The following is a 14,100-nucleotide window of genomic DNA, read 5'->3' as shown; positions in this document are numbered from 1 at the left end:
TGTAGCCATTACTACGGTTAACCGCAACTCGGTGTTGCAGATATGCCGATCAGCGGTGTCGCGATGTAGCATCTTTGCCATGAAGATGGCAAGTGGGCGTCGGCTTCGCGCGGACGCCGAACGCAGCGTGCGGACCATCCTGGAGGCTGCCGAGCGGGTGCTCAAGGAGAATCCGTCGGCAACCCTGGAACAGATCGCCGAGGCTGCCGGGGTGGCGCGAACGACGATCCACCGGCGCTTTGCCAGCCGCGACGCGCTGCTGGCCGCTTTGGCGGAGTCCGCGTGGCGGCAGATCGCCGAGGCGGTCGAGAGCGCCCGGCCGGCCACCGCGCCGCCGCGAGTGGCCCTGCACCAGGCGACGGCCACCATCCTCGCCATCAAGTCGGGCTGGACGTTCGCACTGGGGCAGCCCGCCAGCAACGACGAGATCGCGCGCCTACAGGACGCCGTCTTCACCGCCTGCGATCAGGTACTCCGGCGGGCGCAACAGGCCAGCGACATCCGGGAGGGCGTCGACCTGACCTGGGCCCGGCAGGTCTACCTTGCGCTGATCAACGAGACGGTGCATGGCCCAGCGGGCGGTGGGGATCCGGACGTGTCGGCCGCCCGAATCCTCGACACCCTCTTCCATGGCATCGGCTGACTGCCAACTCGCACTTGATCACGAACGACCCGACGAGCTTCGGGTGCTGCTCGGCGAGAAAGGGCGGTTCCGATGGCCTGATCCGATGGCCTGATCCGATGGCCTGTTCCGATGGCCTGTTCCGATGGCCCGTTCCGACCACATCGGGCTACATGATCAAGCACGGAGGATCGTCCGCAACGACCGGTGGGCCGCTGATCAAGCCGTACCGCCATGCACGGACCGGTAGACGCTACGGCCGCCGACCGAGACCTTCAGTTCTTGACCAACGCGCCGGCGAGGCTTCCGGGTCACGCGGAAATGGGGCAGGGCCAGTCCGGCCGCCACCACGAGGATGCCCAGCGTCGCGCCCAGCCCGGGGAGTTGTCCGTCCATGACAGACGTGGTGCTCAGCGTGGCCAGGGGTAGGACGCCGACGAGGACACCCGCTCGTTCCACGCCCAACTGCTGCAGTCCCAGGAACCAGGCGACGAACGCCACCACCGTCACGAAGACGGCCAGGTATGCCAGCCCCAGCGTTTCGACCCCCGTGGGCAACCGCCACGCAGCGGGTTCACCTACGATGACCGCGCCGATCACCAGCAGCGGGACCGCGAGCAGGCAACTGTAGGCCGAAACGCGTACTGCGCCGAGACCGGGCAGCAGGGGCGCGGCGAGCATGGAGAACGCCGCCTCGCAGGCAAGCGCTCCCAGTGCAGCCGCCAAGCCAATGGCGTCGGTCCGGCCGAAACCTTCGACCAGGGCGGTGCCTGCGACGACCACGGCGGACGCGGCGACCAGGCGGGTCGCGGGTCGACGTCTCGCCAGCAGCGGTCCGAGCAGGGCGAGGATCAGCGGGGCGGCTCCGATTGCGGTGCCGATGACGGCTGGTTCGGCGTGCCGCAGTCCGATGAGCACACAGGCGTTGAACGTGGCCAGCCCGATCACGCCGAGCGCCACCAGCATCACCAGGTCTCGCCGGGTGGGCCGGGTACGTGCTGGTGCAGGGAAGAATCGGGCAACGCCGAACAGCAGGACGGCGGCGACGGCGTACCGCAGGGCCTGTCCGGTCAACATCGGATAGTCGGTGACGAGCCGGCTCACCGCCACCGAACTGCCCACGATGACCATGCCGAGGATGCACAGCGCGTACGCCGCACGGTTGGAGAACTTCATGATCTCGACCGTAGACTGCGATTGGTCTGCGAATCAGGGCCAATCAAGTGACGAGTTGGAGGACCACTTGGAGGCGCTCATCCCGTTCGATCGAACCGGCCGCGGCGTTGCCGGCCGGCTGACAGCAGCATTGCGTACGGCGATCGAGCAGGAGCGGCTGACGGCCGGCACACGCCTGCCATCGAGCCGCGACCTCGCCACCGAGCTCGGCGTGTCGCGCGGCGTCGTCGTGGAGGCCTACGAGCAGCTGATCGCCGAGGGATGGCTGACCGGGCGGCGCGGGTCAGGCACGACCGTCACGTTGGCAGGCCATCCGCGAAGCGCCACACCGCAAGATTCGTTCGTCCCGGTGGGATTGCGGCCGTTGCGGCCGGGCGTCCCCGACCTCGGGCTGTTTCCGCGGGTCACGTGGCGCCGCGCGTACGAGCAGGTATTGGCGACAATGCGCGACGCGGACCTGGACTACGGCGATCCGGCAGGCCCGGCAAATGTCCGCGAGCAACTCGCAGCCTATCTGCGCCGGGTACGCGCGGCCCGGCTCACCGCCGCGGACCTGCTACTGACCGCCGGCGCTGCGCAGGCCTTCGCCCTGCTCGGCCGAACTCTGCACGCTGCCGGCCACCGTGCGGTCGCGATCGAGGACCCGGGAAGCCGAGGTATCCGTGAGCAGCTGGCAAACGCCCTCACGGTGCTGCCTGTCCCGGTCGACGCGGAGGGCCTCGACGTCGCCGCGCTCGCCCGCACCGCCGCCCGCGCCGTCGTGGTCACACCCGCCCACCAGTTCCCGACCGGCGTCGTCCTCTCACCCACCCGCCGCGCCGAGCTGATCGCCTGGGCCCGCCACAGCGGCGGCATCATCATCGAGGACGACTACGACGCCGAGTTCCGCTACGACCGCGACCCGGTCGGTTGCCTGCAGGGCGTCGCCCCGGACGTCACCATCTCCATCGGATCAGCGAGTAAGGCGCTGGCTCCCGCTCTTCGCCTCGGCTGGCTGTCCGCGCCGGGGACACATCTGGCGGCAGTACGCGCACAGAAGCAGACCATCGACCTCGGTGGTCCGGTGCTCGAACAGCATGCCTTCGCCAACCTGCTGGGCAGCGGCGGATACGACCGGCACCTGCGACGAGCCCGGCGGGCGTACCGAACCCGGCGGGACGCCCTGGTCGCGGCATTGGCCACGCATCTACCTGGAATGCCCGTCCATGGCGTAGCTGCCGGGCTGCACCTGGTGCTCGAACTGCCAGCCGGGACCGATGACGCCGCTGTCACGGCTGCCGCGAGCCGAGCGGGCCTGGGACCGCTCGCACTGTCGGCGTGCCGACTGACCGACGGTCCGCCCGGCCTCGTCCTCGGCTACGCGGCACACACGCCCGACGAACTCACCACGGCCACCGCCACGCTCGCGACGTTCGTCTGACCCAACGCACCTACACCCGGATCGTGGCGAACGATCTGTCGGCTCAACCCGCTCGCCCGGCTCCTGCAGCGCCCGGCGCGGCGGATGCCGGGTCTCGACGCAGCATCAGTCAGGTAGGTCGGCGATCCGGGTCGAGATTTTGGCCAGCACCGCGAGCTCGTCGGGACTCAGATGATCGAGGAAGCGCGCTCGTACGGAAACGACATGGTGCGGGGCGGCTTCATCCAGCACCCTGAAGCCGTCGTCGGTCAGGTGCAGGATGCAGCCTCGCGCGTCCTGCGGATCGGGCTCCTTGTCGACGAGTCCCCGGGCCTGCATGCGGGCCGCGTGGTGGGACAGTCGACTGCGCGACCACTCCATCTTGGCGGCGAGGTCCTTGAGCGCCCACCGCCGGTTCGGCTTCTCCGACAGCGTGCTCAGCACCTCGTAGTCAGCCGGTGACAGCCCTGAGTCGCGGGCCAGGTCCCGGCTGAACCGTGCCGGCAGCGCTATCAGCAGGCGCCGGAAAGCGCGCCACGCGTGTTCCTCATCCTCACTCAGCCAGGCAGTGTCCACCCGGTCACACTACACCTCGTTGACACGTCACAGAAGCGTCCGCTAAAGTCTGTGACATGTCATCAAACGCATCGAGTTCTCCACTGCACGTGCTGGTCATCGTCGCAAGCACCCGCCCCGGACGGCTGGGACCGGCAATCGCCGACTGGTTCGTCCAGGCAGCCCTTCCGGCAGCCACGGCCGGCGGGGTCACTCTCGACATCGCGGACCTGGCCGACATCGGACTGCCGCTGCTCGACGAGCCCGAGCATCCCTCCAGCGGCATCTACGCACACGAGCACACCCGCGCGTGGAGCCGACGGGTTGCCGCAGCTGACGCATTCGTCGTGGTGACACCCGAGTACAACTACGGCATGCCGGCGGCATTGAAGAACGCCTTCGACTTCCTCTACCACGAGTGGGCGTGGAAGCCGGTAGCGTTCGTCAGCTACGGCAACACCTCGGCCGGCACCCGCTCGGTACAGATGGCCAAGCAGGTCGTCACCACCCTGAAGATGATGCCCATCGGCGCCACCGTCGCCCTACGCATCGCCGACAGCATCCACGACGGGCAGGTACTTCAATCCGCAGGACTCGATGAAGGCGCTCGCCGAATGCTGCTGGAGCTGACCCGGGTAGCCTCAGCGATGCGGTCCCTACGCACCGAACCCGACAGCGAAGTCACCGGCATTACCGGGCCGGTCGACGGACTCAGGCTGACCGTAGCCCAGCCTGACGACCTCGCCGAACTGCTCGTGCTTCAGCGGTGCTGCTGGGTGCAGGAGGCCCTCGCGAACGACACCCTCGACCTGCCGCCGCTCCGGGAAACCCTCGACGAGCTACGCGAATCAATGTCGACCTGGCAGCTGTGGTGCGTACGCCGACACGGACGCCTCGTCGCAGCGGTCCGAGCCCGGGCAAATGAGGGTGCGTGGCTGATCGGTCGCCTCATGGTGGCTCCCGACCAGGCCGGGAACGGCATCGGTTCCTGGCTCCTCTCATACGTCGAACAGCAGGCCCCCCAGAAGACCGCGCGCTACGAACTGTTCACCGGCCACCGCAGCACGCGCAACATCAAGTTGTACGAACGCGCCGGCTACACCCTCAACCACGGTGAAGGCACCCCGGCTGGCACCGTCCACCTCACCAAACAGCGGCAACCGGCCGCCTCCGTCAGGTGACCCAACTCCGCTGTCAGAAAGGGCTGCGGGCTCTATCAGCAGGGGCTGCGGGCTCCCGGCGGAACGGTCGACCTGCGTTACCGGTTCACTCCGACCGGCCCCCTGATCCAAGAACTGACGATCAGCCTTTGACAGCTTCCTTGTCGGCGACACCGAACCACCGGGGCAGCTGGTGGAGCAGATCCTGCTGGTCGTCACCGGCCCACGCGACGTGCCCGTCCGGTCGCAGCAGTACGGCGGGCACGTCCAGTTCCTCACTGACGTCGACGACGTGGTCGATCCGATCCGCCCAGCCCGCCACCGAAAGCTGGCCGGTCTGGTCGAGCAGCAGTCCCCGACCGCCGTGGGTCAGCTCGTAGAGCCGCCCCCGCTTGAGCCGCACGTCCCGCAGCCGCCGGCCGAGCAGTTCATGCCCCTCGCCGAAGTCGTAGCGGACCCCGATTGCGGTGATCTTCTCGATCAGGTACCGGTTCACCTCCTCGAAGTCCATCAGTTCCGACAGCAACCGGCGTACCGCCTGCGGCCCCGGCTCGACGGACAGCAGCTCGATCTGCGCCCGGGTGTTGTCCAGTACGGCGGCGGCCACCGGATGCCGCTCGGCGTGATAGCTGTCGAGCAGCCCCTCCGGTGCCCAGCCGGCGACCTCGGCGGCCAGTTTCCAGCCGAGGTTGACCGCGTCCTGGATGCCGAGGTTGAGCCCCTGCCCACCGGTCGGCGGGTGGATGTGCGCCGCATCGCCGGCCAGCAGCACCCGCCTCGTACGGTAACGCTCGGCCAACCGGGTGGCATCGCCGAAGCGGGACAGCCAGCGCGGTGAGTGCACGCCGAAGTCGGTGCCGGCGTACGCTCGCAACTGCTGTTTGAACTCCTCCAGGGTCGGCGGGACCGCGCGATCCTCAGCTACCCCTTCGGCGGGCACGACAACCCGGTACACCCCGTCCCCGAAGGGCCCGACACCGAACCGCTTCTGGGTCCTACGGACTTCGGCCACCACGGCCGCCACCGTCTCCGGCGGGACCGCCACCTCCATCTCACCCAGCAGCGTCTCCACCCTGCTGGGCTCACCAGGGAAGCCGACACCGAGCAGCTTGCGAACGGTGCTACGGCCGCCGTCGCAGCCGACCAGGTAACGCGAGCGCAGTGGTGTGCCGTCGGCCAGCTCGACCGTCACCCCCTGGTCGTCCTGGCTCAGCCCGACCAGTTCGCAGCCACGCCGGATCTCGACGCCGAGTTCGGCGGCCCGCTCGGCCAGCAGGCGCTCGGTGACCGGCTGCGGGATGCCGAGAACGTACGAGTGTGCGGTGTCCAGCCGGTCCGGCCACGGCTTTTCGATACCGGCGAAGAAACCGGCGACCGCGTACTGCTGGCCGTTTGCGAGGAACCGCTCCAGCAGGCCCCGCTGGTCCATCAGCTCGATGCTGCGCACGTGCAGGCCGAGCGCGCGGACGTGCCCGGTCGGCGCGGTCTCCCGCTCCAGCACGAGCACGGACACACCGTGCAGCCGTAACTCACTGGCCAGCATCAAGCCGGTCGGTCCGCCCCCGGCAACGATCACGTCGAGCATGAATCCCCCATTGTTCTGGGCCACCTGCTTCGTACGGTTCAGCGGCGTATCCACGCGCAGGCACACCTCTCGAATCCCTTTTCCCGCAGGTCCTGGCCTTGGCCGGAGAATTCTGCGACATAACCCGGGTCTTGCCGCAAGGCCCCCATTGCGATATATGTTGAGAGTGGAGGGAGTTGCGTTCTTCGCACCTCTCGTCTCCGATGCGGACGAACGACGCCTGACGAACGTCGTGTGCGTCGACGCGCAAGTCAGCACTTTCACCGCACGGCTGGCTGTAACACTGCACAGCCTGCCGCCAACCAACACACCAGGCCAGCCCGGTCGGACAGTCACGGTCCTCGTGAAAGTCCTCGGCACACGCGCTGCGTTGGAGGGGGTCAGTGGACGGCGTCGGTGAGTCGGACGGCGAGGTTCCGGATGTGTGCGATGAGCTCGGGTTCCGGGTGGGCGTACAGGGCAATTCGGGCCTGGTAGCAATAGGGGCGGTGGAGACGCCGTGGTGATGCTGACAATCAGCGTGCTTTTGTTCGTCGGGTAACCGGTTGCCACACAGCAGTACTGCCGATCCTCCGGATGTGGCCTCCCGGCTCGTCACGGCATGATCAAGGACGGTGCCGACGGCCCGACACTCGTACGGACGTGGAAGGAATCATGCTCAGCTTCGAGATCACCCCGATAGGTACCGTCCGGAACGACAGGACGGATGTTCAGAATACGGACAACTGGGGTGCCGTCCTCAGCACGATCACCATTGACGAGCGCTTCGGCGATGCGTGCCTCCAGGGTCTGGAGGACTTCTCCCACGTGGAGATCCTCTTCATTTTCGACCAGTTCCCGGAACGCGGCGATTACCGCGAGCCCCGTCCCTACCGCGGCCGTCCCGACCTCCCGCCCGTTGGCGTGTTCGCTGGCCGCGGCCCTCGCAGACCGAACCGCATCGGGGTGACGTGCTGCGCCATCGAATCCGTCCACGGCCGCGAACTGACGGTGGTCGGCCTCGACGCGGTCTCGGGCACCCCGGTCATCGACCTGAAGCCAGCGATGGCGGAGTTCCTACCGGAGAACGTCAAGCAGCCGGAATGGGTCAGTCGCCTGATGTCGGAGTACTTCCAGCCGTAAGGCGAGGTCCTGGCGGGTGCCAGCCACACCACCCGGAAACCCACGTTTCCCCAGGTCACAGCGCATCTCACTAAAGCTGTTCGCGTACCGCCCATGCGGTTTCACGTTTTCCCAACTCATACGCTGTCGGTGGGGCGGACGGGACTCGAACCCGTGACCGATCGATTATGAGTCGACTGCTCTAACCTGCTGAGCTACCGCCCCTCGCCGGGCGAAAGCCTAACGCACGTACCGCTTCCGCGTCGCCTCCGTTGGGCCAGCCCGGCGTGCCCGGATCTTGGGACCGCACTCACCCCGGGTCGGCGTGGCTGTTGCGGGACAGCCGGCTCGGCCACCACAGCGGCGGGCCGATGTCGTACGACAGGGCGGGCACCAGCAGCGAGCGTACGACGATGGTGTCCAGCAGCACGCCCACCGCAACCGCGACGCCGAGTTCGACCAGCACCACCAGCGGGAGTACGGCCAACGCCGAGAACGTCGCGGCCAGCACCACGCCAGCCGAGGTGATCACACCACCGGTGACCACCAGTCCGCGCAGTACCCCGGCCCGGGTGCCGCGTTTGACGGCTTCCTCGCGTACCCGGCTCATCAGGAAGATGTTGTAGTCGATGCCGAGCGCCACGAGGAACACGAAGGCGAAGAGCGGGAAGGACGTGTCCATCCCGGCGAATCCGAAGACGTACCGGAACAGGATGGCGCAGAGGCCCAGCGTGGCGAAGAAGGACAGCACGACGGTGGCGATCAGCAGTACCGGGGCCAGCAGCGAGCGCAGCAGGAGGGCCAGGATGATCGCGATCACCACGAGCACGGTCGGAATGATCACGTTCCGGTCCCGGGTGGAGGCGTCGCTGGTATCCACGTTGGTCGCGGTGAAGCCACCCACGACGGCGTTCGCCCCGGGTACGGCGTGCACCGCTTGGCGCAGTTGCCGTACGGTCCGCTCGGCGGCCTCGCTGTCCGGGGCGGCGGACAGGGTCGCCTGTAGCTGGATCCGGCCGTCGACGACGCGCGGCGTGGCGTCGGTGCCGGGCCGTCCGGTCGGGGCCCCGTTCGCCGACACCGGGCTGACCTGGGCGATCCCCGGGACGCCACGCACCACCTCGGTCACCGGGGCGATCTTGTCAGCCGAGGCGAAGACGGTCACCGGGCTGCCCAGCCCACCCGGATAGTGCCGGGTGATCACCTCCTGCCCGGCCGCCGAGTCGGTCTGCTTGGTGAACTGGTCCGACTGGCCAAGATCGGTGACGCCGAGCTGGGTCAGTCCGAGGGCGAGTACGGCCAGCCCACCAGCGGTGGCCAGCCAGACCATCCGGGACCGCCGGGCGACGAAACCGGCGATGCGGTGCCAGCCACGGCTGGCGGTCTCGGCCGGATCGGCTGCCTCCGCCACGTCGTGATGCGGGGTACGCGGCCAGAACACCCGCCGGCCACCGAGCAGCAGCATCGCCGGTAGGAAGGTGAGCATCACCAGCAGCGTGGCGGCGATGCCGATCGCGGAGACCGGGCCGAGTGACCGGTTGGAGTTGAGGCTGGACAGCAGGAGGCAGAGCAGGCTCACGATCACTGTGCCACCGGAGGCGATGATGGCCGGCGCGGCGCCCCGCCAGGCGACCTTCATCGCGTCCACCGTTCGCTCGTGGCGGCGTAGTTCCTCCCGGTAGCGGGCGATGAGCAGCAGCGCGTAGTCGGTGCCGGCACCGAAGACCAGTACGGTGAGGATGCCCTGGGCCTGCCCGTTGAGCTTGACGACCCCCGCATCCGCGAGGTGGTAGACGGCGAAGGCGGAGACGGCGTACGACGTGGCAGCGGCCAGCAGCGGGATAATCCACAGCACCGGGCTGCGGTAGACCACCAGCAGGATGACCAGCACCACGACCAGCGTGACCAGTAGCAGTGGCCCGTCGATCGAGGAGAACACCTCAATCAGGTCGGCCAGCAGTCCGGCCGGGCCGCTGACGTGGACGGTGAGGCCGTCGCTCCCGGTCCCGGCGATGCGGCGCAACTCCCCGATCACGGCCCGGACCTCCTGGCTCTCCCCGCTGTCGACCGGCACGATCACCTGGAGTGCCTGTCCGTCGTCGCTGGGAATGACCGGTGGCAGCGGCGCGACGACCCCGGGCAGTCGGGCGAATTCGGCGGCGTTGGCGGCCACCCGCTGCCGGTCGGGCTCGGTGATGCCGCTGGTCCGCTCGTAGACCACCAATGCGGGTACGGACTCCCGGTCGACGAACCCGGCGGCGAGTTCCTGGGCCCGGGTGGCTTCCGCGTCGGCGGGCAGGAACGCCACGTTGTCGTTGGTGGCGACCTGGCTGAGTTTGCCGGCGTACGGACCGGCGATCGCGCTGATGCCCAGCCAACCGAGCACCACGACGACAGCGGTCAGCACGGCAATCCGGCTGCGTGTCACGGCCATTCACCCACCCGTTCCGGGATCGAGGCTGCACAGGGGGCGGGGTGTCCGGGTGGACACTCCGACGGCCCGGTCGGACCGTGGGACGGGCTGAGCTGGGCGTGCAGAATCTACCGGTAGCCGACAGGTCGGATGAGTGCCGACCTCGAAAGAGGGCTGCGCCGACCAGGATGGAGGCATGGAGTAGCGGGCTGAAGACTCAGCGTCAGTCGGCAGGCGCCAGTTCGGCTCGCCCTGTCCCGGGTGCCGATGATCGGTGCCGCAAAAAGCCCGCCGGTCAATCTGGCGGGCTTGAAGATCTCGAAGAGGAGCTCCCCCGTTTGGACTCGAACCAAAAACCTGCCGGTTAACAGCCGGCTGCTCTGCCAATTGAGCTACGGGGGATCGCGCTCATCACCAGGCGTTGGATCTCTCCCGCACCTGGCGACGGGACAAGAGTACAGGACTCCGGGGGGTAGTTCGCTACCGGGTTCCGTCCGCAAAATCGCCCAGTCAGATATCGGGGCAAAATGCGATGCCGCTCCTCCCAGGCGTGCCCTTCGAGGAGGATGGGTATGTATCCGGGGACAAACGACGTAGGCGCGACACGGTGGCACACCGGGACCTCCGGTGGGCGACAGCGCGTCAGGCACGAAAGGAGCCGCCATGCGCGGAAAGCTGTGGTTCATCGGCGGGCTGGCCGCGGGCTTCGTCCTGGGCGCCCGCGCGGGCCGCGAGACGTACGACAAGCTGCTGGTCAAGGGCCGGCAGGTCCTCGACCACCCGACGGTGCAGGAGGCGGCCGGGGTCGCCCAGGCCCAGGCCACCCGGCTCTACACCGAGGGCAGGGACAAGCTGAGCCAGACCCGGCTGGGCGAGAAGCTACACGTCAACGGCAACAGCACCGCGAGTACCGCCGGCACTGCCGGCACCGCCGCCAACGGCAGCAGCCCGGCGGAGCTGACGTCGGTGGACACCCGCCACTGACCGGAGTTACCGGCCCCGCCCCGGCCGTGGCTGAGGCATGGTCAAGACGCCCCGGCCGTGGCTGAGGCGTGGTCAAGACGCTGAGGGCGGACCGGTCATCACCTGACCGGTCCGCCCTCGTGCCGGCGACCCGGATGCCCGACTACGGGTCACCCGGATGCCGGGCTGCGGGCGATCCGGATGTCGGGCTGCGGGCGACCCGGATGTCGGGTTGCGGGCGATCCGGATGTCGGGTTGCGTCAGTCGCCGCTGGCGAAGGCGGCGTCGAAGGCCGCCGCCGGCGCATCGAAGGCCAGCCGACGGACGAACTGCAGCGCCTCGGGTGCGCCGACCAGACGGTCCATGCCGGCGTCCTCCCACTCGATGGAGACCGGTCCGTCGTACCCGATGGCGTTGAGCGCCCGGAAGCAGTCCTCCCACGGCACGTCACCGTGCCCGGTGGAGACGAAGTCCCAGCCGCGCCGCAGGTCGGCCCAGGGCAGGTGGGAGGCCAACCGGCCCCGCCGCCCATCCCCCGTACGCACCTTCGCGTCCTTGCAGTCGACGTGGTAGATCCGGTCGGCGAACTCCAGGATGAAGTTGACCGGGTCGAGTTCCTGCCAGACGAAGTGCGACGGATCCCAGTTCAGCCCGAACGCCGGCCGGTGGCCGATCGCCTCCAGGGTCCGCTTGGTGGTCCAGTAGTCGTACGCGATCTCGCTGGGGTGCACCTCGTGGGCGAACCGTACGCCCACCTCGTCGAAGACGTCGAGGATCGGGTTCCACCGGTCGGCGAAGTCCTGGTACCCCTTTTCGATCATGGAGGGCGGGACCGGTGGGAACATGGCCAGGGTGTGCCAGATCGACGAGCCGGTGAAGCCGACGACGGTCCGTACGCCGAGCTTCGCCGCCGCCCGGGCGGTGTCCCTGATCTCCGCAGCCGCCCGCTGGCGTACCCCCTCGGGTTCCCCGTCACCCCAGATCCGGGCCGGCAGGATGCCCTGGTGCCGTTCGTCGATGGGGTGGTCGCAGACCGCCTGGCCGACCAGGTGATTGGAGATCGCGAAGACCTGGAGGTTGTACTTCGCCAGGGTCTCCCGCTTGCGGTCGACGTACGACTCGTCGGCGAGTGCCCTGTCGACCTCGAAGTGGTCGCCCCAGCAGGCGATCTCCAGACCGTCGTAGCCCCACTCGGAGGCCAGCCGACACACCTCCTCGAACGGTAGGTCGGCCCACTGGCCGGTGAACAGCGTGACGGGTCGCGCCATGTTCCTCTCCCTCCCTACTGAAAGGAAGGGCCCCTTCTCATCGCTTTCTGCCTGGAAAAGGGCCCTTCCCAACCGCGCCGTCCTACGGCAGCGTCCACTTCTGGTTGGCGCCGGTGTGGCAGGTCCAGATGTGGACCTGGGTGCCGTCGGCGGAGTTGTTACCGGAGACGTCCAGACACCTACCGGACTGCGGATTGACCACCGTGCCGTTGGCCTGCGGCATCCAGTTCTGCGCCCCGCTACCGTTACACGTCCACAACTGCACCTTCGTACCATCGGCGGTACCACCGGCCGACACGTCAAGACACTTCCCCAACGCCTTGACCGTGCTACCCGGCGTCACCGTCCACTGCTGCGCATTCGTACCGTTACACGTGTAGAGCTGCACCTTCGTACCGTCCGCCGTGGCCGCACCCGCCACATCCAGACACTTACCGGCCAACCCGACGACCGGACCGGTACGCGGACCGGGCGGGGTGGTCAGGTCCTTGATCCGGATGTTGCGGAACGACGCGTCGTCGCCGTCGCCGTGGTTCTGGATGCCGATGTGACCCGCCAGCGACCGCGCCGGGTCGGTGTTGGTGAAGTCGTTGATCTTCACCCCGTTGAGGAGGACCTGGAGCCGCTCCCCCTCGACGAGCAGCTCGTAGGTGTTCCACTCCCCCGGCGGGTTCAGTACCGCGTCCCGGGCGGCGATGTCCGCCGACTTGAAGGTATAGACCGCGCCGGTGGTCCGGTCCGGCGCGTCGGTGGCGTCGATCTGGACCTCGTAGCCGTTGTTCACCGCCGACCACGGGTCGGTCGACGGCGGGAAGCCGATGAAGACCCCGGTGTTGTCGTCGCCGGCCAGCTTCCAGTCCAACTTCAGCGAGTACGACGTGAACTCCCGCGCGCTGTACCAGTAGAGGCCCATCCCGCCGACCGACGTCAGCGTGGCGTCCGAGTTGGTGAAGCTGCCCGGCCCGGCCTGGGACCAGCCACTCGTCGAACCGTTGTAGAGGGTGGTGTAGCCGGACTCGGGCCGGCAGTCGGCCTTCGTCCGGCCGGCCGCGTACCGGATGCCGCCGAGCAGGTGCGCCCGGAAGGCCGGCTCGGCGTACGACTGCTGGGTGTGACCGCCGCCGGTGTAGAACGACCGGCCACCCTCGTACGGCTTGCACCAGGTGTGTGGGTGGTCCGCCCCCATTCCGCCACCCGAGTACGACGACTCGTCGAGCGTGGTCAACACGCGTGCCGTGGACCGGGCGTTCGTGCGGTAGTTGTACCACTCGTCGGTGCGGGTCCAGGTCTGCGGCAGGTGGGCGGTGGCCGCATGCCCCCGGTCGACTGCCTTGACGTTGGCCTGCTGGATGGCCGGATGCGAGGCGAAGTACGCCCCGACCAGGTTGCCGTAGAACGGCCAGTCGTACTCGGTGTCGGCGGCGGCGTGGATGCCGACGTACCCGCCACCGCCCCGGACGTACGACTCGAACGCGCTCTGCTGGCTGGCGTTGAGCACGTCGCCGGTGGTGTTGAGGAAGACGACCGCCTCGTACTGGGCGATGTTGCCGGTGGTGAACGCGGCGGCGTCCTCGGTGGCGGTGACGGTGAAACTGTTCGCCGCACCGAGGTCCCGGATGGCCTGGGTACCGACAGCGATCGAATCGTGCCGGAATCCGGCGGTCTTGGAGAAGACCAGCACGTCGTACGGAACGTCAGCGGCGATGGCCGGGTGGCTGCCATCGGTAGCCGGGCCAGCGGTGGCCGGGCCGGCGGGCGTGGTGCAGGCGAGCGCGGCCAGGGTCGTGGTGGCTGCGGCGAGGACCGGGCGGAGGAGGAGTCTACGCATGGGTGCTCTCCTATGGTGGTGGTTGGGAAG

Annotated in this window: 11 protein-coding genes and 2 tRNA genes; 5 read left to right on the top strand and 8 right to left on the bottom strand. The window is 68.4% G+C overall.

Going from position 1 to position 14,100, the window contains the following annotated elements:
* The first annotated feature begins 79 nt into the window (after positions 1-79).
* Complete coding sequence (locus ACFQ4H_RS03280) at positions 80-643, top strand: TetR/AcrR family transcriptional regulator (protein WP_377566764.1); 564 nt, start codon at positions 80-82, stop codon at positions 641-643.
* A 198-nt stretch (positions 644-841) separates the two neighbouring features.
* Here ACFQ4H_RS03280 and ACFQ4H_RS03275 read toward each other — a convergent pair whose 3' ends face one another.
* Positions 842-1,798 carry a DMT family transporter gene (locus ACFQ4H_RS03275; RefSeq protein ID WP_377566762.1) on the bottom strand — a complete coding sequence of 319 codons (957 nt, stop codon included), beginning with the start codon at positions 1,796-1,798 and terminating at the stop codon, positions 842-844.
* 55 nt (positions 1,799-1,853) lie between these two features.
* Between ACFQ4H_RS03275 and pdxR the strand changes: the two genes are divergently transcribed.
* On the top strand, positions 1,854-3,218 hold the full coding sequence (gene pdxR / locus ACFQ4H_RS03270) for a MocR-like pyridoxine biosynthesis transcription factor PdxR (protein ID WP_377566760.1): 1,365 nt from the start codon (positions 1,854-1,856) through the stop codon (positions 3,216-3,218).
* A 105-nt stretch (positions 3,219-3,323) separates the two neighbouring features.
* On the opposite strand, the gene ACFQ4H_RS03265 is transcribed toward pdxR, so the two are convergent.
* On the bottom strand, positions 3,324-3,773 hold the full coding sequence (locus ACFQ4H_RS03265) for a MarR family winged helix-turn-helix transcriptional regulator (protein ID WP_377566758.1): 450 nt from the start codon (positions 3,771-3,773) through the stop codon (positions 3,324-3,326).
* Positions 3,774-3,829: 56 nt separating this feature from the next.
* Here ACFQ4H_RS03265 and ACFQ4H_RS03260 point away from each other — a divergent pair, with 56 nt between their 5' ends.
* Positions 3,830-4,933 (top strand): GNAT family N-acetyltransferase, encoded by a 1,104-nt coding sequence (locus ACFQ4H_RS03260; protein WP_377566756.1) that lies wholly within the window; start codon positions 3,830-3,832, stop codon positions 4,931-4,933.
* Between the two features lie 121 nt (positions 4,934-5,054).
* On the opposite strand, the gene rox is transcribed toward ACFQ4H_RS03260, so the two are convergent.
* Positions 5,055-6,497, bottom strand: coding sequence for a rifampin monooxygenase (gene rox, locus ACFQ4H_RS03255; RefSeq protein WP_377567039.1), 1,443 nt, complete (start codon positions 6,495-6,497; stop codon positions 5,055-5,057).
* Positions 6,498-7,151: 654 nt separating this feature from the next.
* Between rox and ACFQ4H_RS03250 the strand changes: the two genes are divergently transcribed.
* Positions 7,152-7,619: an SAM-dependent methyltransferase gene (locus tag ACFQ4H_RS03250; protein WP_377566754.1), complete on the top strand. Its 468-nt coding sequence runs from the start codon at positions 7,152-7,154 to the stop codon at positions 7,617-7,619.
* A 130-nt stretch (positions 7,620-7,749) separates the two neighbouring features.
* On the opposite strand, the gene ACFQ4H_RS03245 is transcribed toward ACFQ4H_RS03250, so the two are convergent.
* The 3 genes from ACFQ4H_RS03245 to ACFQ4H_RS03235 all read right to left on the bottom strand — a co-directional run bounded on the left by ACFQ4H_RS03245 (position 7,750) and on the right by ACFQ4H_RS03235 (position 10,413).
* Positions 7,750-7,823: transfer RNA gene (locus ACFQ4H_RS03245), tRNA-Ile, on the bottom strand.
* An 85-nt stretch (positions 7,824-7,908) separates the two neighbouring features.
* Positions 7,909-10,032 (bottom strand): MMPL family transporter, encoded by a 2,124-nt coding sequence (locus ACFQ4H_RS03240; RefSeq protein ID WP_377566752.1) that lies wholly within the window; start codon positions 10,030-10,032, stop codon positions 7,909-7,911.
* A 308-nt stretch (positions 10,033-10,340) separates the two neighbouring features.
* A tRNA-Asn gene (locus ACFQ4H_RS03235) sits at positions 10,341-10,413 on the bottom strand.
* A gap of 261 nt (positions 10,414-10,674) precedes the next feature.
* On the opposite strand from ACFQ4H_RS03235, the gene ACFQ4H_RS03230 reads away from it, so the two are divergent.
* Complete coding sequence (locus tag ACFQ4H_RS03230; RefSeq protein ID WP_377566750.1) at positions 10,675-10,995, top strand: hypothetical protein; 321 nt, start codon at positions 10,675-10,677, stop codon at positions 10,993-10,995.
* A gap of 239 nt (positions 10,996-11,234) precedes the next feature.
* Here ACFQ4H_RS03230 and ACFQ4H_RS03225 read toward each other — a convergent pair whose 3' ends face one another.
* Both ACFQ4H_RS03225 and ACFQ4H_RS03220 read right to left on the bottom strand, forming a co-directional pair.
* On the bottom strand, positions 11,235-12,242 hold the full coding sequence (locus ACFQ4H_RS03225) for a sugar phosphate isomerase/epimerase family protein (protein WP_377566748.1): 1,008 nt from the start codon (positions 12,240-12,242) through the stop codon (positions 11,235-11,237).
* Positions 12,243-12,324: 82 nt separating this feature from the next.
* Positions 12,325-14,070, bottom strand: coding sequence for a ThuA domain-containing protein (locus tag ACFQ4H_RS03220; protein ID WP_377566746.1), 1,746 nt, complete (start codon positions 14,068-14,070; stop codon positions 12,325-12,327).
* Between the last annotated feature and the right edge of the window lie 30 nt (positions 14,071-14,100).

The sequence above is a fragment of the Micromonospora sonneratiae genome (assembly GCF_042679305.1).
GTDB classification, from domain to species: Bacteria; Actinomycetota; Actinomycetes; order Mycobacteriales; family Micromonosporaceae; genus Micromonospora_H; species Micromonospora_H sonneratiae.
The sequence above is the reverse complement of the archived record's forward strand: the minus strand, read 5'-3'. Positions and strand labels throughout refer to the sequence as shown.

Excerpts from the sequence above, each read along its gene's own strand:
- ACFQ4H_RS03280 (WP_377566764.1), top strand. The coding sequence starts at position 80 with ATGAAGATGGCAAGTGGGCGTCGGCTTCGCGCGGACGCCGAACGCAGC.
- ACFQ4H_RS03275 (WP_377566762.1), bottom strand. The coding sequence starts at position 1,798 with ATGAAGTTCTCCAACCGTGCGGCGTACGCGCTGTGCATCCTCGGCATG.
- ACFQ4H_RS03260 (WP_377566756.1), top strand. The coding sequence starts at position 3,830 with ATGTCATCAAACGCATCGAGTTCTCCACTGCACGTGCTGGTCATCGTC.
- rox (WP_377567039.1), bottom strand. The coding sequence starts at position 6,497 with ATGCTCGACGTGATCGTTGCCGGGGGCGGACCGACCGGCTTGATGCTG.
- ACFQ4H_RS03250 (WP_377566754.1), top strand. The coding sequence starts at position 7,152 with ATGCTCAGCTTCGAGATCACCCCGATAGGTACCGTCCGGAACGACAGG.
- ACFQ4H_RS03240 (WP_377566752.1), bottom strand. The coding sequence starts at position 10,032 with ATGGCCGTGACACGCAGCCGGATTGCCGTGCTGACCGCTGTCGTCGTG.
- ACFQ4H_RS03230 (WP_377566750.1), top strand. The coding sequence starts at position 10,675 with ATGCGCGGAAAGCTGTGGTTCATCGGCGGGCTGGCCGCGGGCTTCGTC.
- ACFQ4H_RS03225 (WP_377566748.1), bottom strand. The coding sequence starts at position 12,242 with ATGGCGCGACCCGTCACGCTGTTCACCGGCCAGTGGGCCGACCTACCG.
- ACFQ4H_RS03220 (WP_377566746.1), bottom strand. The coding sequence starts at position 14,070 with ATGCGTAGACTCCTCCTCCGCCCGGTCCTCGCCGCAGCCACCACGACC.